The sequence below is a fragment of the Deltaproteobacteria bacterium genome (assembly GCA_016931625.1).
Taxonomy (GTDB): Bacteria; Myxococcota; XYA12-FULL-58-9; order XYA12-FULL-58-9; family JAFGEK01; genus JAFGEK01.
The window spans coordinates 1-23,251 of sequence record JAFGEK010000011.1; the positions used below are offsets into that span (position 1 = coordinate 1).

The 23,251-nt window shown below is 39.3% G+C and carries 19 protein-coding genes and 1 pseudogene; 8 read left to right on the forward strand and 12 right to left on the reverse strand.

The window, feature by feature from the left end; genetic code table 11:
- Positions 1 to 15: 15 nt before the first annotated feature.
- Both JW841_00505 and JW841_00510 read right to left on the reverse strand, forming a co-directional pair.
- A pseudogene (locus JW841_00505) lies at positions 16 to 195 on the reverse strand (hypothetical protein).
- 113 nt (positions 196 to 308) lie between these two features.
- Positions 309 to 449: a hypothetical protein gene (locus tag JW841_00510; GenBank protein ID MBN1959399.1), complete on the reverse strand. Its 141-nt coding sequence runs from the start codon at positions 447 to 449 to the stop codon at positions 309 to 311.
- 343 nt (positions 450 to 792) lie between these two features.
- On the opposite strand from JW841_00510, the gene JW841_00515 reads away from it, so the two are divergent.
- Together JW841_00515 and JW841_00520 are read left to right on the forward strand one after the other, a co-directional pair.
- Positions 793 to 3,768, forward strand: coding sequence for a hypothetical protein (locus tag JW841_00515; protein ID MBN1959400.1), 2,976 nt, complete (start codon positions 793 to 795; stop codon positions 3,766 to 3,768).
- Entirely contained in the window at positions 3,765 to 5,132 is a 1,368-nt protein-coding gene (locus JW841_00520; GenBank protein MBN1959401.1) for a serine hydrolase, read from the forward strand. The genes JW841_00515 and JW841_00520 overlap by 4 nt, the downstream gene beginning before the upstream one ends.
- A 46-nt stretch (positions 5,133 to 5,178) precedes the next feature.
- Here the strand turns inward: JW841_00520 and JW841_00525 are convergent, their stop codons facing one another.
- Positions 5,179 to 5,940: a hypothetical protein gene (locus tag JW841_00525; protein ID MBN1959402.1), complete on the reverse strand. Its 762-nt coding sequence runs from the start codon at positions 5,938 to 5,940 to the stop codon at positions 5,179 to 5,181.
- Positions 5,937 to 6,578 (reverse strand): hypothetical protein, encoded by a 642-nt coding sequence (locus JW841_00530; protein ID MBN1959403.1) that lies wholly within the window; start codon positions 6,576 to 6,578, stop codon positions 5,937 to 5,939. Before JW841_00530 ends, JW841_00525 begins: the two co-directional genes overlap by 4 nt.
- Before the next feature lie 282 nt (positions 6,579 to 6,860).
- Here JW841_00530 and JW841_00535 point away from each other — a divergent pair, with 282 nt between their 5' ends.
- Both JW841_00535 and JW841_00540 read left to right on the forward strand, forming a co-directional pair.
- Positions 6,861 to 7,859: a serine hydrolase gene (locus JW841_00535; protein ID MBN1959404.1), complete on the forward strand. Its 999-nt coding sequence runs from the start codon at positions 6,861 to 6,863 to the stop codon at positions 7,857 to 7,859.
- A 112-nt stretch (positions 7,860 to 7,971) separates the two neighbouring features.
- The gene (locus JW841_00540) at positions 7,972 to 8,274 is read left to right on the forward strand and encodes a hypothetical protein (protein MBN1959405.1); all 303 of its coding nucleotides are present in this window, start codon (positions 7,972 to 7,974) and stop codon (positions 8,272 to 8,274) included.
- A gap of 31 nt (positions 8,275 to 8,305) precedes the next feature.
- Here the strand turns inward: JW841_00540 and JW841_00545 are convergent, their stop codons facing one another.
- The 6 genes from JW841_00545 to JW841_00570 form a co-directional block, all read right to left on the reverse strand.
- Positions 8,306 to 11,380 (reverse strand): cyclic nucleotide-binding domain-containing protein, encoded by a 3,075-nt coding sequence (locus JW841_00545; protein ID MBN1959406.1) that lies wholly within the window; start codon positions 11,378 to 11,380, stop codon positions 8,306 to 8,308.
- A gap of 182 nt (positions 11,381 to 11,562) precedes the next feature.
- Positions 11,563 to 12,342: a hypothetical protein gene (locus JW841_00550; GenBank protein ID MBN1959407.1), complete on the reverse strand. Its 780-nt coding sequence runs from the start codon at positions 12,340 to 12,342 to the stop codon at positions 11,563 to 11,565.
- A 4-nt stretch (positions 12,343 to 12,346) separates the two neighbouring features.
- Positions 12,347 to 12,886, reverse strand: a complete 540-nt coding sequence (locus JW841_00555) for a helix-turn-helix domain-containing protein (GenBank protein MBN1959408.1) — start codon at positions 12,884 to 12,886, stop codon at positions 12,347 to 12,349.
- A 5-nt stretch (positions 12,887 to 12,891) separates the two neighbouring features.
- On the reverse strand, positions 12,892 to 13,434 hold the full coding sequence (locus JW841_00560) for a hypothetical protein (protein MBN1959409.1): 543 nt from the start codon (positions 13,432 to 13,434) through the stop codon (positions 12,892 to 12,894).
- A gap of 122 nt (positions 13,435 to 13,556) precedes the next feature.
- Positions 13,557 to 15,425, reverse strand: coding sequence for a hypothetical protein (locus JW841_00565; protein MBN1959410.1), 1,869 nt, complete (start codon positions 15,423 to 15,425; stop codon positions 13,557 to 13,559).
- Positions 15,422 to 18,502 (reverse strand): DUF4175 family protein, encoded by a 3,081-nt coding sequence (locus JW841_00570; protein ID MBN1959411.1) that lies wholly within the window; start codon positions 18,500 to 18,502, stop codon positions 15,422 to 15,424. Before JW841_00570 ends, JW841_00565 begins: the two co-directional genes overlap by 4 nt.
- A gap of 121 nt (positions 18,503 to 18,623) precedes the next feature.
- Between JW841_00570 and JW841_00575 the strand changes: the two genes are divergently transcribed.
- A complete protein-coding gene (locus JW841_00575) occupies positions 18,624 to 20,324 on the forward strand; it encodes a permease (protein ID MBN1959412.1) in 1,701 nt (566 codons plus the stop codon).
- Between the two features lie 28 nt (positions 20,325 to 20,352).
- On the opposite strand, the gene JW841_00580 is transcribed toward JW841_00575, so the two are convergent.
- The gene (locus JW841_00580) at positions 20,353 to 20,541 is read right to left on the reverse strand and encodes an ankyrin repeat domain-containing protein (GenBank protein MBN1959413.1); all 189 of its coding nucleotides are present in this window, start codon (positions 20,539 to 20,541) and stop codon (positions 20,353 to 20,355) included.
- Positions 20,542 to 20,752: 211 nt separating this feature from the next.
- On the opposite strand from JW841_00580, the gene JW841_00585 reads away from it, so the two are divergent.
- The 3 genes from JW841_00585 to JW841_00595 all read left to right on the forward strand — a co-directional run bounded on the left by JW841_00585 (position 20,753) and on the right by JW841_00595 (position 22,537).
- Positions 20,753 to 21,340, forward strand: a complete 588-nt coding sequence (locus tag JW841_00585; GenBank protein MBN1959414.1) for a TetR/AcrR family transcriptional regulator — start codon at positions 20,753 to 20,755, stop codon at positions 21,338 to 21,340.
- Positions 21,341 to 21,352: 12 nt separating this feature from the next.
- Positions 21,353 to 21,811 (forward strand): hypothetical protein, encoded by a 459-nt coding sequence (locus tag JW841_00590; GenBank protein MBN1959415.1) that lies wholly within the window; start codon positions 21,353 to 21,355, stop codon positions 21,809 to 21,811.
- 81 nt (positions 21,812 to 21,892) lie between these two features.
- Positions 21,893 to 22,537, forward strand: a complete 645-nt coding sequence (locus JW841_00595; GenBank protein ID MBN1959416.1) for a hypothetical protein — start codon at positions 21,893 to 21,895, stop codon at positions 22,535 to 22,537.
- A gap of 12 nt (positions 22,538 to 22,549) precedes the next feature.
- Here JW841_00595 and JW841_00600 read toward each other — a convergent pair whose 3' ends face one another.
- Entirely contained in the window at positions 22,550 to 23,191 is a 642-nt protein-coding gene (locus JW841_00600) for a hypothetical protein (GenBank protein MBN1959417.1), read from the reverse strand.
- Positions 23,192 to 23,251: the final 60 nt, after the last annotated feature.

Consider the following 23,251-nt stretch of genomic DNA (forward strand, 5'->3'; position numbering starts at 1 on the left):
CGATATGTATAATGATCACTTGCTAGCATCACGACTCTCCTCTAACTTCTCTATGGCCCGCAAAACTTGCCGCACCTGATATGCCTTAGCCTTACCCCGATCGTTTTGATGTTCACGCGTGGGTCAGCAAGGCCAAGGCGTTTTGTACACACGATGCGAACCAACCTGGCGTGGTTTGCTAAATACTGTTCGCAAACCTTAGCAAGGTCAGCGAAGCGCACGCCCGCCGGATTGCGTCGCATTGCTGCTACAAGCGTCTCGATGCTGGCCATAATTTATGATATCACCTTTGATATCATAGTCAACCATCACATTAAAGTAATTCCGACCATCAACGCCTTTATTAGGCTTTTTGCCTTCTCAACCTCGCCCGCCTCTATAGCTACCAACACTTCGCCAAGCACTTTAACTAGCTTACCTAACGACTCACTCTTTAACTCACATGACACCGACCCCATTGATTCCGATGACCCTTTTTTTTGCTACGTTTGCTACGTTTGCTACATTGCTACACTGAGACAATGCGAAACCATGCGAAACATAGCAAGACCCTGGCCCATAAGCCCTTGAAACTTCGTTTTCGCTCTTCTGAGACGTTGCCAAAAAACCTTTAAATTCGTATACTTGGGCGTTTTTTACTCACCGCCTGTTATTTCTTCTTTAATTACATCTGACAAAACTGATGCAGCCTTAAGCCCTAAAGGCGCTCCTGCATCATCGCATCTCTACAAATTTATGCTTTTTTGTGAATCTCTTGGGATTTTTCTCTTATCGCTGGTAGGCTAACTAACTATGCATGCTATTTTTGCGCTTTTGTTAGCTAGTGTTGCTAGCCCCGATTTAGCTAACCTAATGAATGAAGCCGAAATACAATCGGCAAAACAGCTAATTGATCAATTTATTACCGCAAAACGTGGACCATACAGTGGCATCACTTGGTTTTGTAATGATGGTACACAACAACCACCAAAACTTAATGGATGTGCTGAACATGAAGGTGGTGTTATGTATGCCATCTTTTCACCTCAAGCCAATCGTCTTTTTAAATACGGTATCTTTGGTGGCACCATTCTTAGGGCTCTTACAATTGAAGATATAATCCCAGATAATTTTTATCGCGCCCGCGCTTTGGTCATTGAAAAATATCTTGAACGCTCACTAGATGGCTGGGTGCTTGCGCGCGCGAAAACTTATCGGGGCTTTCGTCAAGATGAAAATGAAGCTGATGCTGCAAGAGAATTACTGATTGGACTAGCAGGTCAGCGTAAAATGCTCAGTGATGCGCGGGCTATTTTAATACAATTATCACGCGTCTTGCCTTATGGACGTGGCGCAGAAGACTTATCAAATAATATTCGCACGTTAGCTGCAAATATTGGCGACGCTGATGCTAGCTTTGCAAATTTGCGTTTTAAAATCCATTCACTGCCAGAGCCTAGCGATATTTTGCAAGTTGAAGCTTATGCACAAAAACACAACGATGAATTGGGTAAACAAGCTCGGGAATTAGCTGAGGCTATGCAGCGTTACTATGACCCAGCAATACGCTATCAGCGGTTGCATGCAGTTAGAGGGTGGTTGGCAATAAAGAAAGTTCGTAAAGCTATCGACGATCTACTCAATGTAGCAAAAGCATCTGGAATCAATATCACCAATAAAAACAATGATACTAGCAACCTTGCCCCGATTAACCACGCAAATATTGACCCTTGGGTTTTGCTTGATAAAGGTGCGGCGTTGATAAAAATTGCTGGTACTGATTTACATCCAGCAAACGATAATAAATACGCTGAAAGAAATTTATTACGTCTACATGCAATTGGTATCATTGAAGAGTTATGGGTAGGTATTGCAGCCGATCTTCACCAAAAACCATTAACCCGTCAGCAAGCTCTTAATTTTTTTACTAAGCTTATCAATTCTGCTCAGTTAGCAGGATATCTTTCATTGCGTGAACTTAATACGGCACTGAATTACCTAGCTGCCGCTTCTACAGGTGACGGTTTAGCTTACGCTCAAAATATTCGCCAATTAGGACGAGTACTTAGTTGGGCACGCGCTCGTTTAGATTTTGAACTTGGTATTCCCATGGCGCGCTATAAAGCAATTGAGCCTAAAAGTAGTATGGTTATCGATGATATGCTACGCAGCGGTCTGATGTTGCCCTTGGCAACGCTATACGATCGTCTTGCTGCTGATGCTGAACGGCTGCTTGGTGGTGGTCATCAACTCGTAGGTATTAAGGTTGATGCCAAATCCTTACTCGGTGAAAATCCCGGTTTAGCGATCGGACCTTTGCAACTAGCACATACACCAAATGATATTCATTTTTTAAAACGTAATAACATTGCCCTCTTATATGATTTACCGCCTGAGCTGCCGCGAGTTGCAGGAATTCTTACGATTAGCTCACCGGGCAGCCTTTCACATGTAGCATTATTAGCCCGTAATCTCGGCATTCCTTTAGCGACAATTGGTAGTGATGTTGCTAATGCTCTTGAGCCATTTGCTAATCAAGAAATACTGATTGGTGTCTCGCCGGGTCGAAAAGTAATACTTGGCCCACTGACTGCTTTTGATGCAACCACCAAAAAACTATTTGGTGATATCAATCAATCAAAAGATTTAGCCAACAATAAAATGGCGTTAACTATTGATGCAACTCGGCTCGACTTAACTACCACAAAAATATTTAGCCTAGATGAAATAACTGAAAATGATGCTGGCGTGATAGTTGGACCCAAGGCTGCTGAATTAGGGCGGCTTAAACGACTGTTTCCAAATCGTGTCTCTGACGCCGCAATAATTCCTTTTGGCGCTTTTGTAAAACACGTCGATCTTACAAAAGCTGGAGAATTATCGGCATTGGCAAAATTAAAGACCGCTTATGTAAAATATTTACAAAATAAAAATTCACCAAATAATAATGCGCAGACAGAAATTTTAAATGCCTTAGCAAAATTTCGTCAATATATTCTCAGTGAACCATTTGCGCCCGGCTTTGAATTACAAATACGCCAAGCCCTACTTCGTTTAGGCAAACCGGGTACATTTGGTGTTTTTATTCGTTCTGACACTAACGTAGAAGATTTAAAAAACTTCACTGGTGCAGGCTTAAACCTTACGGTTTTCAACCGTGTGTCAATACGAGAAATTTATAAAGCTATTCGTGAAGTGTGGGCTTCTCCTTATAGTGAACGTTCATTTCGCTGGCGCCAAGAACTGCTTGTAAATCCCGAGCATGTTTATCCTTCGGTAATTTTGCATCGTACGGTTTCAAGTCAAATTTCAGGAGTAGTAGTTACTACTGATCTTGAAACCTTAGATAATACCGCTATAACAATTAGTGCCGCTGAAGGTGTTGCCGGCGTCGTTGATGGCGGTTTACCTGAAACTATAGTTCTACGAGCTAATGGCACAACACGCTTTTTATCTTCGGCACGCTCAGCTACACGCAAAATAATACCAAAACCTCCGGCACAAGGCGTTGTTATGGCGGCTGCGTTAGGCATAGATCCTTTACTTGATAACGACGATATCTTTGAATTACGCAATCTGGTTAATGAAGTTAAAACTAAAATGCCTAAAAGTGATCATAATGTGCCCTGGGATATTGAATTTGGTATCTGGCATCATCAAGCATATCTAATGCAAATTCGACCTTTAAAAATTTCAAAGATACCTAGTACCATTCCGCTTTTAGTTAAGCTCGATGCTGACCGTCGTATTGCTTCTATTCCGATTGCTCTCAATGAGGCGCTGCCATGAAATTCTTCGGGGTATTCATTACTACTTTAGCTATGTTTTTACCGATACTGGCTCATGCATATCCAACTGATCAATTCGAACGTACACAAATACGTCGATTAAAATGGCAACACGATGTTGATACAGGCAAACGCCGTGGTCGTAAAACACCCCCCGGAGCACAATGGCCATGTGATAAAATCAATCTAAAAATGCTTGATGCCGCTAACTTTCATCTAAATAGCGCTACCCCTAAAGACACAAAGCTACAAAAAGGACTTGTGGCTATTTTACGAAAATCAGATTTCCGAAATTATCACGTTGCTCTGCTTGATATCACCGATCCCCAAACACCACGATATGCCGCGGTAAATGAAGAGAAAGCACAAACGCCTGGCAGTGTGGCTAAAATTCTTATCGGTGCTGCTTTAATGCAAGAATTAAAGGACCGTTTTGGTGACGACATTGGCGCACGCGAAAAATTATTACGCGAAGTTAGCGTTGCTGCAGATGATTGGGCAATGCCGAACAGCCACGAAGTTCCGGTAATCAATGGCGATAAAGTATCAATTCGACGCGTGTTGCGCGGTGATACTTTCACTTTGTGGGAGTGGTTAGACCATATGCTTTCACCAAGCTCAAATGCATCAGCTTCAATGGTGTGGCGTGAAGTTACGTTAATGCATTTGCTTAAAAAAGATTATCCTCCTTCAGCCTATAATGCAGATCTATGGGCTCGCTTTGATCGCGATACCTTAACTGCTGCTGCATATGAAGTGATTGAGAAACCTCTAATTAATGCTGGTATTGATCCAGAAAATTTTCAACTGCGTCTCTTTTTTACTAAGGGGGCAAGTAAATACGTCAAACCTGGACGAACTTCATTAACCCCTTTAGCTCTACTGCAATGGATGGTTGCTGTTGAACAAGGTCGTATGGTGGATAAGTATTCAAGTCTTGAACTTAAACGTATGCTCTATTTAACTCGTAGACGCATACGTTATTCTAAAAACCATATACTTAAAAACCATGCAGTATTTTTTAAAAGCGGAAGCTTTTACCGGTGTAAACCCGAGCCTGATTTTGTCTGCCAAGCCTATCAAGGCAATGTCATTAATGTACTTAACGCTTTAGTCGAAGTTGAAACCGCACCTGAAAGTACAGATAATGTTCAGGAAAAATCTGCAACAATAAAAACTGATACCAAAGATACTAATAATACTTCGAAAAAAAATGACTCAAAACCAGTCACTGCGGTAAAAGCAGCCAAACCTCTGGTTTATATAATCACCGTTATGTCTAATGAATTGCGGCGTAGCTCTGCCGATGAACACGAACGCTTAGCTGGTTATATTCATAACCTTATATTAAAACAAAATATGTAAGCCTATGCACTAATTCCTCTTGCTCGATGCAGTCTGTCTCTTTTATCTACCAAGGCAATTCAATATCTTCTTGAATTGCTATCGGTGAAAATACCCATGCAATAAAAGCATCAAATTCTTCTTGGCTCTGTGGATGTCGTTGCGGTGGAATATTATTTGGCCAATGTGAAATGCGCGTTAATAAGCGTTTAAAGGTGATCCTTGGATCATTGTAAAGACGAAAACCTAATCCACCAATTAACATCGCCATCAAAATATCTTTCACGGCATTTTCAATAGCAGAGATTTGTTGACTCAGTTCTAATAATTTGGCGGTCTGCTTTAATGCAGTTTCACTAGTTTGAGAATTTTGCCCAATTTCATCTAACACCTCTTGGCTTGCACCGAGCATTTCGAGATGATTGATTTGTTCAAGCACCGCATTAAGTTCTTCCATTAATTCGACCACTTTTGTTTCATGTTGTTCAATAGTGGCCTCACCCATCATAGAAGCGCTATTTGATGCTGTTTCTAGGGCTTGACTTTCAAAACTTGTTTGCTTGTTTTTGTTGATGCGTTGGCGCTCTTGTTGATCGCCTTCATTAGTAAACGTACTAGTCGCCATAACTTTTTGCCATTGCGCTAAGCGTCGACGACTATCTGCATTAGCTCGCTCTTGGGCATTACGACGCTTTGCCGCTTCTTGCTGCTTTAACTTCGCTCCAATTAAGTCATCTTGAAAAGTTTCGTCAGCATCAACAGTATTATCGCCATTGCTTAGTGCTCCTAAATTTGGCGATTGATTACCAGGTGAGGAGATATTTTTCATGGCGACCTCCGAACTTGCGGCAGCGCACGTAAACGCTCTCCCAGGCGTTGACCTATTTGTTTTGTCGAAGCACTCTCGCGTTCTGGTTTTGGCTCTACGAGAATCAATAATGGTAGAATGTCGTCAACCGCTTTTTCTCCAAGCGTCTTTTCAATAGCGTCTTGTAGATTTGCTTTTGTCGTTTCAATAGCAGCAATTATTTTTACTAAAAAATGAACACGTCGTTGGTTAGTACGGTCTCTTGATAATGTTGTAAAAGCTATTGCTAATAATTCATCATGAAGGCGTTGAAACATACGTTCAAGAGCACGGTTTTTCTGTTTAGTAAATTGCGAAACCAAATATAAAGCTGATACATCTTGGCGAAAGCTCTCTGTAATTTGTTCTCGTGCATTAGGGTCACGCGAAAGACGAGCTAAAAAACGAGACACAATCCACAATCGAGCCCAGCGCTCTTTACTATTGGGTGAGCGCGTAAATTCAAATAGCACTGGGATATCTGCAGCAGTTGTTCGGCTTAAATAGACTAATGCACGATAGCTAGCTTTACCACTAAGCAAAAAAGCACATGCTTGCTTAATACGATCGGGATCAAGCCTGCATGTATACTTTTGTATGTGTCGAGCACTATTTTCCATGAGTCTTTTTGAAAAAATGTTTTTAACTGCATAACATGTATCGACGCTTAACGTCGAGCTCTTGTTTTTTCCCCTTTATATTCATATAGTTACATAGTGCCAGACACCAATTTCAGTATATTTTAAACAATACTACAAGAATAAATGAACTTTTAAATTACCAAATAAGTAAAACTAATATTTAGATGAACAAATTTGCAGCCTTAACAAATATTAATTTTTTGGTTATTTTTTTTTAAGAATAGTGGCGAAACCTATGTTTAAGCTGCTAAAACTATATATATGTCTTATGCTTTGCTGATTTTGGTGGCTTTAGGATCACCTCCGTCTAGCAGCAATTCTAAAGCTACAAGCGCCGAAGTATCTATGGCGCCAGTTGCTAGTCTTGAAATTCAAGCAAATACAAAAATTAACTCTGACTCACAGACACCAAATCAAGCACCAGAACAATGCCAAAGTAAAATAACTCTGAATAAAAAGTCGCGTTCACTGCAGCGCAATCTTGAAAACGCGATTAATAAAACTCATCTTGATAAATATTTAAAAAAGCATCGCTTGAGTATAGCGTTGGTTGATCTTACTTCTTCCAAGCGTATTTATTATGCCGGTATTAATGATGACGATATGATGTATGCAGCTAGTCTGCCCAAGATTGCAATTCTGTTAGCTAATGCGCAAGCTGCTGATGATGGCCGTTTAGATTGGACTGACGAACATTCCCGCCGTTTTTTCTCGATGATTACTGCGTCAAGTAATGCTGATGCAAGTTGGGGCGTCGAACAAGTCAGTCTTGGTAGTATTGAATCAGTACTGCGAGATCCCCGTTATTGTTTGTATGATAATGAACACGGTGGCTTATGGATTGGGCGGAAATATGCGCATAGCAGTGAAACTTATCGTGACCCTAAAAATGGGCTCATTCATGGCGCCACCGCCCGCCAAGCCGCACGATTTTATACGATGCTTAACCAAGAAAAACTGGTTTCTAAAGTTTGGAGTGACCGCATGCTTTCACTAATGGGTCCCCCCAAACATCATCATAAATTTGTACGTGGTTTAGCTGATCGTCAAAATATTCAATTTGTTGCTCGCAAGAGTGGCACTTGGAAAGTCTGGCATTCTGACAGCGCCCTTATTCGCCATGGTGATAATCTTTATGTAGCAGTCGCTATCTCTGAAACACGCCATGGTGATGAGATCATGCAAAAAATTATTCGCATTCTTGATGATCTAGTCATGAATGGCAAACACCGCCGTCAACGACGGCCCTCGCGGGTGTAATTTTACTTGATCATTTCGATAATTATGTTGATCTCAACCTATTTAGCCAAATATAACAACAAGCTGTAGTAAAATATCCGTTTTTAGCAAACACACATTAAGAGGATATTATATGTCTGCTAATTCTACTTCTCATATTTCACGCTTAACGGCATCTCGACCCAATAATGGCATACCTGATCCCAAACCACATGGTGGGTCATCTGGTACAGAGGTTGAGGACGATGCACCTGCTAAATTTTCTTGTTCTTCATCAGCTGCGAAACAATTTGAATCTGCAATAGCAAAAAATGAAGCTACTTATAAAAATGGGGTTGTGAAAACTATCTGTGGTGGTAGCGCTGAAATTGGCAACTCTCTGCAATTAGCTCAGCCCAATAATGATAATACGAGTGTTTCATTGCGTAACATTTAATTTTTCAATTCGTATTTTTTTTGTTTTTAACTTACGTCGAATAGCTCGCATCTGTACGCTTGCCCAAAGCTATACGATCTAATTGACCTCTAATTGACTCTGACAATACGCGAAAGAGACTATGCATAAATAACGGGCGCTCTGACAATAACTGCATAAAATTTTCACCTGATAACACACGTAATTCACAATCCGTTACTGCGGTAGCGGTTAATTCACGCGGTTTTTGATCAAGAATAGAAATTACTCCTAGAGCATCCCCGGGTCCTAAAGTTTCGATCAATGAACCTTTACGATTCATGGCAATACGACCAATGCGAATTAAATATAAGTCATTGCCAGTTTCGCCTTCTACAAACAGCACCGTACCCTTTTTAACCTTAGTATCTACTAATAAATTATTTAGCTCAGCTAAATCTTCTGCTGAAGACTGACTAAAAATATTAACTTCTTGCAAAGCTAAAATATCACGTATGAGATCATCACTCATCGCAGACTCCTTTATATTATCAGAGTGCGGTGGCACTGGTGCTTTAAGATCAACCAAAGTACGACGCGCAAGAGTCGCTAAAAATGAATCACCATTTACTGCAGCATAAGTTACAACAGCCACTACATCACGCGCCCGCTTTTGTCTGGCGGTTTCGCTAACCGCCGCACCAAGAGCTTGACGTAACTCTGGTTCGATTAATGTATCTAACAATTCAAGCGCAATTTGGCGTTGTCGCTTATCGCTGCTACTTAACGCCAATAAAGATCCACGCAATGCATCTTCAGGATAACGCAGTGCTAACATACGAAACAGGCATTCAAGGCTAGCCTGAGCCCGCTGCTTAAATAGTTGCAGTAACAAATGACTTGCACGCGAATTAGTTAATTTTGCTCGGCAACCATCACGCATACGTGCATAAAACTCAATTTCAGGCTTATAACGCGCGGCAATTGTAGATAGCGGAATTACCACACCAGCACGGCGCCGCTTAAGTGAAGAGAGCGCAATCGCGCCAGCAAGACGCAGCTCTGCATGGGGTGACCATAAAGTCTCCATCAAAGCTCCGACGGCAATGGGGCTAGCCAAACGACCGGCAACAAAAACAAGGGCAATCGCAATGCGCGTTTCTTTCATACGTGCTGCTAGTTCTTGAGCAACACGTTCGGCGGCGATCGCCCCTACTCCAGATAAAGCACGCATAGCCGCAACACGTACTCGTGGTCGTTCAAGGGCTCGCAGGGCAATCTCAATAGCTTCATCAGTAGCATGACGCGGTAGGGCTTCAAGTGCACGGATGGCCACTTGTTCATCATAATCACCAGCAAGGCGTACGATTATTTTACCAATGGTATCTGAGCCACCAGTTGGTGCCGCGCTAAGTCCAAGCGCCAAAGCTTCACGAGTCAGGGGATCTTTATCAGTAGCTAATTGATAAGCCAGCTTTAATGCGTTTGCTTCAGTATCACCTAGTAAAGCTGCTGCTGTTGCTCGCACTGGAGCCAATCGAGAACGATCTGACAATACTATGCGCGCTAACTTTTGTGCCGCATGCACATCTATTTCTGCGGTTGCCACCAATGCTCGTACTGCAACCTCTGGTTGCGGATGACTAACAAAAGTAGCAATCGATTTTAAATCACGTAAACGCACCAAATGTTCTAATACAATTAAACCACTATCAAGCTCGCCACTTTTGGTAATTCTTTGTAATGAGCTTTGCTGGGCACGATGACCACTATCAGCCAGCAAATCAAGAATTACTGCAGCACGCGTTGGTGATGCTTCTGTCAATTCATTTTCTAGAAGGCGAATAGTCTCACCATCATGTGCTTGAATGGTAGGAACATATTCTTCACCCCCACGCACCATTTGCGTTAACATGCGAATATAACGTAAGCGGGTTACCGCAATACTAATCAACCAAAAAGCACAAAACGCCATCGTCAAAGGTAATAAGCGATTTGGCGCCCACGGAAAAAACGCCAAAAATAAGCCAATCGCCACTTGCCCACTACGCTTAGCTAAACCATCAATACGACTTTGCCAGACCGAGCGTGCACTTGGGCCTAAAGGCGCTAACATTAAACTCCCCGTTGACTGTTGCACGGTCATATTAGTGCCAGAATCAATTAACTTCAAAATAGCAAGGGTCGCTACAAAAGGTGCGGCGCCAAAAAGGGCACCTGCAACTGCAATAGCTGCTGGCATAACTGCAGCGGTGGCAAAAACACCAAGCCGATCAAGTAAACGATCTAGAACCGTCAACTGAAAAACAATTGCTACAATACCTGATAACAGCACCACGTTACCGAAAAATTGAGTTAGTTCATCAGCATCATAGTAACGTTTAGCGCTAAAACGAAAAACGTAATCAATTAAAGTGGTAGTTGCTACCATCAAAAATGTCACAATGGCTAAAGCACGACCATATGAAGCTAAGCTTGTAGATTCATCACGCATACGTCGACTAGGTAACGGGATATCAAGACGTTCTTCTGGTTGAATACGAATTAACCAGGCAACCGGAGTCACAACAGCCATAGCTGCGATTAAAAACAACCAACGACTGCCTACAAGGTGTGCACCAAGACTTAAAATGCCACCACCAACCAGACCGCCTATAATGCCGCCAGCGCCAATACGTGGGGCGATTTTGCGAGCTTCACGGGGACCAAAATGATTACCCAATAAGCGACCAAACACTAATAATGTTGCGGCTGCACTAATTTCCATTAATACATATTTAACCAGTGAAGCTTCATGCCAAGTTGGGGGTATTAATGCTGCGCTAATCATGGCTAAGCCAACCGCAATATGCGTTACTACTGCAACTTGACGAGCATTATGGCTACGAGACAACCAACCAAAAGCGGCTAATAACCCACCAGAAAGAATCGCTACAACGACATATAACGAACCCAATGAAGCGGGGCCAACAGTATCCAAGACTTCTTTGTTAGCAACATTTCGAGCGATAACATTGGCAGCAATAATGCAAAATAAGTGGGCGCTAAAACTAAGTTGGGTTTCCCAACCAAGCGCCATAGTACCGCGTAAAGTCGCGGTATAGGCACGACGGCTAAGAATTGGACGACTTTCAAAACGTGGAGGCACGCTATAATTCTACCGATATGTTGTGGCCTAGGGCCAGAAATTATCCAAGTTTATTAATTTATTAGTAGAACTTTAGTACTGTAGATTTTACGATACTATAAAAAATTATAATAACTACCACTTAACTTGTAGTATTTTTAACTTTTGATGAACAGCTCTACAAGACGTTATCTTTAATAATACTATTTCGTAATCGTTATCATAGCCTTAATTGTCTGAAGTATTTGTAAAGCGTTATCACTTGTGAGCAGTTTCTTGATATTATCTACGGTTGCCCCCATACCTAAATGTAAAGGTGGCATAAAATTTTTATCACTTCGGTGATTTTTATCATCTTGTTCATTTTTTAAAAGAATAGTTCTCGTTATTACACCAGCGAGAAAAACTATCTGTCTACCCACATTCATTCCACCACCAGTGCTCCAAGGCATACGATAAGCAATAATCGGACCACCACTATTGCCAGGAAACGTAGGCACACTTACAAACACACGGCCATTTTCAGCGTCAATACCTGCAATAACACCGTCAAGAATTAAGGGTGTAGGTTTAGTTCTATCGACACCTGGCAATCCATATGGTTGCCCCGCAGTCAAACAAGGCATTGATGGAAGAAGGTCTTTTTGCTCAAGGCAGCGATCAAATCCAACTGAACGAATATTTATTCCATTTGGTAACGGCATAGGACAAGCTGCCAAATCACTAGCCTGATCAATAATCCATCTTATATTTGGTGTCTTACTTTGAATCTCCGTAAGGTTTAATATTGTCTGTTGTCCACTGACCTCAACAAGACAACCAACTGACTTATCTTTTGCGTCATTCAATATATGAGCTGCAGTAACACACCAAACTATTTCTTCATAACTAATAAAGACGCATGCACCCATTGGCAGCCAGAGATTGGGGTGCTGAATACTACCGAATGCGGCAAATGCTTTAAGCCAATCTTGATCAAGCATTAGATCAACCTTTTTTTGTTAATGATAAGTTGAGAGATGGTGGCGCTATAAATGAAGCCGCAGCTTCAATCATTCTTGGAAAAGGTATTACCAAAGCTTGTGTCTGTTCTGATGTAACAACCTCAAAACGTGGATGTTCTTCAAAACCCAATGCTTTGAGAATTTTTCCGTACTTTTCCATTGAAATGCCATGGTATTCATTACGTTCATCACGAGACACTACGGCTTCAGATACTCCTAATGCCTCTGCTAATTGTCGTTGTGTCCATCCCTTAATGATACGTAGTCCAATTAAAGCCTTGCCACGCTCTGCTGGTGTATAGTCAGGTATAGCCGCGATATCACCTAACTTTAATGCGTTATATAAATTTACCTCCCATGCAATATCATCGGCCATTGATTCCTGTGGAGCAGTGGCAATACTAATTGCTTTTTCATCTAGGCCACGTGCTGCAAGCTCTTTACGAATTTTTTGTATTTGCCTTTTAAGATCGGCTAATCTTTCTTGGCTCTCATTTAAATCACTGTCACTGCGAATCATCATGGCTTTTACTCCTTAATTATGCGAATAATTCCACGAGCTTCACCAGAACGAGTATGACGAAAAAATTCAGGAAATAAAACTGGTGTGCCTGAAGAACCTAATGCAGCAGTTGTGAGACACTCAAAAGGCGGATGAAATTGGGGATAAAGCTCTACATGGTAGCGATGCCACATCAGAGGTTTAAACTTTCCATGCATATCTGGTATCCGTCGATTAAGATCCCATGCTTCATCTATTGCAATTAAGCGTGGTAATTGCTGACTAAGAAATAAATCAAACTCACAAAGAAAATACCCGTCAACATCACCTGGATGGGATTTAGTGGTAGCAAAAGAACCATCTACGAATATATCTGTAATGCCAACATCCCATAAATTACCACACAACACATCCAACTGTTCAACCAGATGCAATCGCCAATCATAATCCCATGAAGAATCATCACAATCATAACTTCTAATAACTAATATTGATGAACGTAATTCTTCAATGGTCATGGCATAATCACCAGGCGGCAACATACCATTGGTATTAAAAGTAAGCAGCATTAGCTAGATCTCAAATACTTAACTTAACATATATGCTAACTTCTTACAATTATCTAACTCATAAGATAGCATTAATGAGGCAACACCTTAATAATATTTAACTATTTGTAATTAATTTACTTCTATTGCAAAATCACAGTTCGCTTTTCACCAGCAGTAAATTTGATTCTCTGAGCTACAGACTTGCCGTTGGCTAATACCATTTCGATATTATGCTCACCCTCGGTTACAGGGATCGACCATTGCGGCGCTGCGTAGGTAATTCCATCAACCTTTACGTCATTAAATGGCACGGTGATAATATTCAGCTCTGCCGTGCCATTAGCGCGAGTGGGCAATTTATAAACACGAATTGGTCGTGGCTTGATACTTAATTCATAAAATCGAGCTTCACGTTTAGCATCAATTTCATCGCCTTTGGCAATATAAATTTCTTGCAGCGATTTATGTAGTTCAGGAATAAATGGATTTTGCAAACGTACCGCATCAAAATCTTGGTAAGCCGCAGCATAATCTTTGCTCGCTAATCGTGCTCTGCCCGCAAGAAGACGTAAATCTACCTCATTGCCATGTATAGTGATCGCTTTGTTTAGCAATTTAAGTGCTTTTTGTTCACGATTATTATCTAAATAAATTCGCGCTAAGCGATATACTAAAGTAGCATAAGTAACACCACTTTTTGCATAAGCTTTTTCGTATTCAGTTAATGCTGCTTTTGTATGTCCACGTAATATTAGTAACTCTCCCAAGCGCGCCAAATCATGCACTTCTTGTTCTTTTATTTCTTCAAGTGGTTTTGTTTCTGTTGCTTGTTTTTCGTCAGTGGCTAATCGAATCAAGTGTGGTTTGCTACCTGCAATTTCACGAAAAGGTCTACGCATTAAATATTTTTTCCATGCAGTTTCAATACCAGATAATCCAACACCAAAAACTCGTCTTAATACCGTCTCTAATTTGGATCCATTAGCTGCAAACGATAAAATCTTGGCAATAGCTGCTGTACCTCGTTTATGTACCATATATTCAATAGTTGTAAACACTTCGGCAAAAGCTAACGCTACCGATTCTTGCGAAGGTAATTTTGCCATTGATGGATACATCTGTTGAAAAGAAATAAATTTATTTTTACGCACAGCATCGGCTAATAGTTTTTCACTGTATGGACTAAGATCTTCTCCTAATTTACCACGCCAACCAGATTCAAAATATTTAGCGATACCCTCATGTAGCCAAATAGGTATAGTATTATGAGATTTTTTCGATATAACTAAATGCACAAATTCATGCGCAATAGTATCAGCCCAATCGTAGCCATCTGCTGTAGCTAATGCTGAGGTAACCATTATACGATGAAATTTGCATATCGCGATCGTTCCTGAAGTAGCTATCTCTCGAATAGTAAGACCAGTAGCATCAGCTAGTGCTCGGGCATCCGGGTAAATCTCAACCACAATCTTTTGATTACGCTCGGCAGGAAAAAACTGAAGCGCTTTACCTATGCCCTGATACGCAGCTTCTAATACTGGAGCAGCGTAGTATGCCATAATTTCGTCTTTGTTAAGATATTTAATTTTAAAATGGTCAGTTTCAATTGTTTGAAATGCTGCAGCATATGTTGCAGAAGCTTTTATTAAAGGGTAAATATCATCTATTGATTGGTCTGCAGCAGCTTGCAATAATGACAACGCCGCCATATGTTCTCCGCGAGCATGCTGTACTAACGCTGCTAATCTTAAAGCTTTTGGATGCTGAGGATATTTTGCTAAAATATTTGCTGCCTCTTGTTGTGCATCTTCAAGTTGCCAAGCGTCCAACAATGCTTCGGCCTTGTTAACTTTTGCTGCGATTGTTTTTGCTAAAGCGTTACTTAAGCTAAAAGTAAGCAATATAATTATAATTAAAATATTAAAACATCTTTTATTTCTACATACACCAGTATTGCTAATGCTATTTTTTTGTCGACCCTTCTGTATCTGCCTTACCCACATCATTTAATCAACTCTTGGTAATAATGCCTAACCGCATCTTCGTAATGCTGAGGCGCTTTTTGTTTAGCGGCTTCTAATAATTCTTGACGAAATATTGGATTTGCTCGATTGGAGTCAGCATCTGGAATATGCACATCTTCGTTACTATGTTTACCATTAGCTTGATCTTGTCCTTGGCTGCTATTTGAGAATTGCCCCGCCATATTTAATGGTAATGGTAACCCACCTTGTCCAGATTTTGTCGCTTCTTTAAGAGCTTGACGAAGTTTTTGTAGCTCGTTTGCAGCTTGACGACCATGTTGTGCCCCACCGGGAAGCTCACCTTTATCAAGATCACGATGTGCTTGCGACATTTCATCACGCGCATTATCTAAGCTAGTTCGTGGTTCACCACCAAATAATGGTACTTGACCTGAAAGTTCTTGCATCTGCTCGGCTAGCTTGGTTGCTTTATTTTCTAGTTCTGTTTGCTTGCGACTCATATTGCGCATGCGTTCTATCTGTTTCTTATCTAATACCTGCTCTACATCAGGAAATAATTTATCTAATAAGTTTGCCACTTCACTTGTAAGCTTTTCTGCGCGATTAGCAGCATTATTAGCACGCTTTATTTCAGATGCATTATTGCCATAACGTCTAATTCTCGTTGAAAGGGCTTTTTGTAATTCCGCTTCATAACTAAGCGCTGCAGCACTCATTTGCAGAGCCGTTGCAAAATCTTTTTGTGCTAGTAATGCATCAAGATCTAACAAACGATCACGGCTGAACTGTAATGAACGAGCGATACCAAATATTTTTAATAGTGAAGGTTGTACTTGATCTAGTTGCAGCAAAGCTTGTGCAGTAATAGCACGAGTCTTTCGTACAAATTCATCCACTTTACTACCCACTCGCTCTAATGTTTTGTCTCTAAATTGCTTAGCTAGCATCTCTGAACGCTGCGCTAAATTTTGCTGTTCAGTAGCAAGTTCTTCAAACTGCGATGCAAAAGCTGCAAGTTGTTGCCGTACTTTGCTATAGCGTTCATCACCGTACATCTTTTCAGCATTATCGAGATGATCACTCATATTTTCAATCATGCTAGCAAGTTGCTCAAGCTCACGCGCAGCATTGTCAAAATCACCTTGTTCTAAAGCTTGCTCAATACGCTTTAATTCATCACCAACTTCTAATTGTGCGGCTGATTCGAGATTGCGATACTCACCTGGTAGCTGCTGTTTAATAGCAGCCATTTTTGATAGCAATTGGATCATTTGTTTTTTAAGCTGCTGCATGCGCGAGGTAAGTTCTGCACGTAATTGTGGATCTTTTGTTTGCTTATATTGACTAAGTAACTTTTGTAAATGACGCTGTGAGGCTAATAAATCTTTTGCACCACTTTTAAGTTGATCAATACGTTCGATAGCAAGCAAATCATCAAGATAAATTATGTCTTTTTCAAGTTCTTTAATACTACGTGCAACTTCTCGTGCTAAGGCTTTATATAAAAATTTTGTTGCACTTGGATTTTTCAGCCGATGTAAAAGTTGAGTTCGCTCACGTTCTGTTTTTTGTACATGTGAACGAATATTTGCATAAGCTAAAGCTACACCATCATTTGCTAGCTTATCTTCACGCAATAGCGGTATCAATGAATTCAACTCTGTAGTTAATCGTTTGATATTTTCAAGTAATTTTTCTTGCTCTGGCACATTTACATTTTTCTTTTCATCTATTGATTCAAGATTTGCGGTTACTAATTCAGCCGCAAGCCAATCCACCATTATATCAAGTATATGCTGTTGCCGTTGTAATAAATCATCGTGATGCTTTCGTGCAGAGAATAATATCAGTTTACGTGTGGCAGAAACTGCTCTTTGTGACCCCGCAATGGCATTATTATCTTTCGCTTCAAGATAAAAACGTGCTTCGCTTCCTGGCGCCAACTCTAAATCAGCTACTCGCCACGTATAAATTCCTTCACTTTTTAGGGTATTCTCAATGTTATTCACTAATGAAATATGCTTTGGTTCATTATCGAAAGGTAGCTCAACAATAAGATCTATATTGGTTACTCCAAAATCGTCTTTAGCTTCATAAATCACGCTAATATTTTGATTATCGCGTAATTCAATATCATCAACCGGTGCGATCATTTTAACTATAGGTGGTACATCGATAATTGCATTAATAGTATGTGCTTGACGTTCTTCTAATTTCTCACCATTTATAGCATCAAGAGCAAAGTTATAATGTGCGTTCTGTTGCACTAAAAAACGTGCTCCAATTTGACGACCATTGACTGTCATGGGTACCGACAGCTTTGCTACATCTGCGCTAGTATCGATTTTGAGTGTGGCTTTTCTTACCGGTTCATCAGTATTGGCTGACAGCTCAACTTCGGTTCCAATAACTGCAGAAATGCTACCATCCCCACCTTCAATTGTATGTTCTTGTAATCCAGTGTAGGCTGGATAATGATAAGTGATTCTAATATCAGCAGCTAAAGGCGCATCGACTATCTGGGTAATATTGGCATCTACAACAATATTGAGTAATCGCTGCCGCCCCTGAGCAAAAAAAACAATTATTAATACTCCAATAGCACAACAAATAGTTAATATGGCCCAACGTCGAAAACGACTATTTTTATCATACACACGCCAACGAGCATGTAGATCAATTTTATTTAGAGCTTCATCAGTCCTTTCAAGATGTAATTTGGCGAGATCGTGTGAGAATGAAGAATCATCACTAGTGGCTAAACGTCTTGAAAAATCTAAAGCTGAACTCGGCGCACTACCTAATTCAGGAGCCAATTGCTCCGCCAAAGCAGCACTAGCAGCAAAAACAGCTTCGCTACTACTTCTGCCCAAACGCACTAAAATATTCCAGAAATAAAGGAAAACAGAGAAAACCACACCAGCAATGAAAATATAAAATGCTGGACGAACCCAACCTAATTCAGCAAATACTATAGCCGCGCTAAGACTCGTAATTACAAAAATACTGCTTTTAGCTAAAAACCAAAATCGCCGCACACGAGTCAAATCTTGGCCAAGTTTGGCAAGGTTAGCTTCAAGTTTGCGAAAAGTTACCAAAAACCATACTCCAATAATATATAATAATAATATAGGTGTTATTATCTACAGAGACAATCTATAACTAAGCATGTTAAAAAACATAGTAAATATTTAACAACAACTAACTAATGGATTAATCGTGAATTATAAAAACTTTAAAACTGCATTTTATTGCACAATAAACGATGTTGAAAGCATATATTCACAACTTACCCCATTTGAAGATGAACTCGCTTTTATTGAAAAACATTTAAGCATCAATAAAGTGTACATCGAAACCTATCGTGGTCGACATTGGGTTGAACGCGATAAAATTCTTCGACTTAAAGAGCTATTTAATCAACGAAATATTGCGGTTTCGGGCGGAATTACTCCTGACATCAGCGCAAATTGGGAATTTAAACCTTTTTGCTATACTAACCAAACACATCTAAATGATTTAAAACAAATCGTCGCTTTTACTGCCGAACTGTTTGATGAATTCATTTTCGATGATTTTTTCTTTACCAATTGTAGATGTGAAAACTGTATTAGCGCCAAAGGTAATAGAAGTTGGCAAGAATTCCGTTGCGATATGCTAAAACAAACATATCAAGACATTATCATGGCAACCGCCAAACACGTTAATCCTAACGTTAGCGTAATTATTAAATTTCCAAACTGGTATGAATATTATCAAATCACTGGTTACAATCTTGGTGATGCTGCAAAAATTTTCGATAAACTCTATACAGGTACAGAAACACGGGACCCCAAATTTACCCAACAAAATTTACCCCGTTATTTAAGCTATTTTTTGCCTCGCTATCTTGAAAACGTAAAGCCTGGTCACAATAATGGTTGCTGGTTTGATGCGTTTGACTGCATGTACAATCTCGGCTCCTATGCTGAACAATGTTATTTAACCGTATTTGCTAAAGCGAAAGAAGTTACTCTATTTTCTTTGGGGTTGTTATTAACACGTCATCGCGTATTTTTACCTGTCGCCGGTTTCGCTTTAGATACTGCCGATTCATTTATTGGTGCACTTGGCAACCCACAAGGTATACCTTGTTACAAACCCTACAACTCTAACGGCGAAAATTATCTCCATGGCTTTTTAGGTATGTTGGGTTTTCCACTTGAGCCACAACCAACTTTTCCATTAGGCGCAAAACTAGTTTTATTAACTGAAAGCGCCGCCTTCGATTCTCAAATTATCGAACGGATAAAACAGCATTTAATTGATGGTAATGATATTGTTATTACTTCAGGTTTACTTGCATCCCTACAAAATAAAGGCATTACTGATTTTGGTACAATTAAATTTACCAATCTCAAAGCCTCTACACAGTTGTTTGCATTTCCGATGTATGAATGCTCTTTTGGCGAATATCACCAAGCGGTAAAAGCCATTACTATACCACAAATCGAATTTGGCACTAATGATTTTACCCAATTAGCTGTAGCTATTAGCGAACAGAAAAATTATCCTCTCTTAATTAAAACAGAATATGCTAAAGGTAATCTCTATATATTAACGATACCTGATGATTTTGGTGACCTCTATCATATACCAACTGCGGTACTAAATGAAATTCGTCGAATTTTTGCTAAAAATTTGTCCGTGCGTTTAAAAGGCCCAAACAATATTGCGCTGTTTTTATATGATAATAATACTGTAATAGTTGAATCGTTTCTTAAATATAACTGCGATATTCAATTAGTTATTGACCATAAAGATGCTGTAGCCACCGACTTAATTTCTTGCAGCACGCTGACTGGAAATACTATTGAGCAACATACTGAAATAAATCTTAAGCTAGCTCCGGCAAGTTTTCGTGTATTTAAAATAATGTAACTTTAAAATTTTAGTAAATTTTACAAAATTATTTAGCCCCATGCGTAATTAATAAATGTGCGCCTTGAACATCTTTGCAAAATACCGCCGCATGCAAAGCTGTTAATCCGCACCAATAGCCCGTCGGTTTATCACAATAAATTCTATCATTCACATCTGCTCCATGCTCAATCAACAATTGTAAAACATTATTATGGCAATTTCTTGCTGCCAACATTGATGCGGTTTTGCCTCGTTTTTCTGTAAAGTAAAAGCCAAAATAATCAATATCTTCTGTAAAATATTCATTATTAATTCACCTTATAAACTTATCAGATATTAAGCTTAATTGATAAATATTACTACTACGATCGTATTTGGTCTCCTTTTTTTAAAATATTTATGAATAATATTCATTTTTGAATGTTATTCATATATGATTTCTAATCATGCGACCTGAAAAAAAGCAAACTCGCCGCCGGCGCATTGCACAAGCCGCTCATCATCTTTTTGCTAAGCATGGCTATAACAATACTACTATGGAGATGATTGCTGATTCTTCTGATGTTGCTGTAGGTACACTTTATAATTACGCAACATCAAAAGCTGACCTTTTAATAAATATTATCGCATCGCGCTCTAACGAATATAATAATGATTTAGTAACACTCGCCAATAATCCACCTAAACAATTTCATAAAGCTCTTAAGCAAGCCATCGCTATTTATCTCACAAGTTTTTCTTTTTTTAATAAAAGTATTTGGCGAGATTTTACCATTACCGCTCTTGTAAATGGATTACCGCTATTTCAAATGATTGAAAATATTGATGCTATATTTTTATCACAAATTACTTTACTCATAAAATATTACCACCCGCAAAACCTAACGCAACATACTGCCACAATTATGACGCGCAATCTCTACAGCGCCTTATTGCATAACATTATGCTTTATTTATCAATTGCTGAAATGAATTTTGACTCTTTACGTTCTACAATCATGAAACAAATAGAGACCATGTTCATCTTTAAATAATCGAGTATAGATATGTGTCTTCAACAAAAACCTAATCAATTTCGACGTAACTTTTTTGGTATTACCAGTGTTATTCTAATTTATACTGCTTTAACTATTGGTATTATTTTTTCTCTGCAACATTCTCTATGGCTGGGTATAACTTGCATCGCAATTTCTGCCTTCTGGCTGTTACCGGTAGCCTGGCTGTTTTGTCGCAAATGTCCTGTTCGTTTAAATTGTCCTCATGTAATCTTGGGATCTATTACTAAAACAATGCCGCCAACTGTAATAAAACCTTATTCACGTTTTGAACTATTTGGCACCCTGATTGCAATTTTAGTCTTCGTCATAACTCCACAATATGGCTTATGGCCGCATAAATTTTGGCTATTACTCTTTTGGATTTTTATCGCCATTGCCGCAATTATGGCACGCCTTGGTCTCTGCCCGACCTGTGAACACAAAAATTGCCCGTTTAAAAATCATTAACAATTCACCTCCTTAATACCTTTTCATTTTTCAGTAATTAACAAGCTTAGAATCGTCGGCTATTGCAATTTTACATGCATTATGGTAATTTCTGTATGTTCTGAAAATTCTGTTGTATTAGCAATTAAGGTAGGTGGAATTATGGAACTTAACAAAATTATGCCAAAGTTTGAATTTAATGAAATCCATTCAATACGCGTACATGCTGCCCCTACAGATGTACTTAAAGCCATTGAACAATTCACTATTAGTGAAATATCCCGATTGGTATTTTTATTACTGTGGCTTAGAGAATTACCTAGTAAATTATTTAGCCATCGACTTTCAGCCGGCAAGCATACTAAAGATATTCCCGCATTACATTTACTCGATGATCAACACGGAGGTTTTGCACGCCTTCTAATTAAAACTGACGTCGAAATAGTCTACGGCTTTGTTAGCAAATTTTGGAAATTATTATCTGAAGAAAATTTACCTATTACTGACACCCAGTCTTTTAGCGCTTGTAACACACCAGGTTTTGGTAAAGTGGCGTGCAATTTTATAGCTCTTGAAGATAACGATTACACCATAGTGCAAACCGAAACACGTATTAGTGCACCTGATAAAAAAACTTTACGCAAAATCCAATTTTATTGGCGTTTGATTCGACTGGGCAGCGGCTTAACACGAATTTTAATGCTACGAGCGATTAAACGACGTGCCGAGTCACTCTTAAAAGAATAATATACCTGCAATTTAAAAACGATTTTTATCTTTAAATATTCTAATACCATTATTTTTAGGTTCTGTAATACAATACTGAGGTCTCTCAAAATAGAAATCATTATGCGGTATTTGATCTCTTTCCATACAATGAATAAGACTATTGTTTTCGATCAATATTAAGCCGCTAGCTACACCTCCAAGAGCCGGAATAAGCAATGTCTCACTTGCAACAATACTCACTCCCATAATTACACCGGCTCCAAACGGATATATAAATGATTTTAATCTATTACTCCAAGATTCTTCTTTTTCATTGTTAAGAATACGAATTATCCCTATCTCATTATTAACCGGAATCGCATCGCCTTCTTGATATGTCTTACTAAATGGCTTGCCATTAACCACTAATTCATCATTGAAAACCAATAAACTTCTAAAATTATCTGTGTGTTTTGGCAATTCAATGAACATATAATCACGGCCTGTTTGTTGCCGCACAATATAATAAATATGCATAATTTCGAGCAATTCGATAAAAGAATTACAAATAATTTCTCTTATAAGTATCTCATGAAGATCCTGAGGATTTTTTTTAAAAATATTATCAAAATAATTTGGGTCATCATTGGCCTGTATTATTTTATCAGGTGAACCAATAATATAGCTAGACATTAATTTTCTGTGGTTTAAGGTAGTACAAAATACCTTATCACTCGATGAGTATTGCGGTTA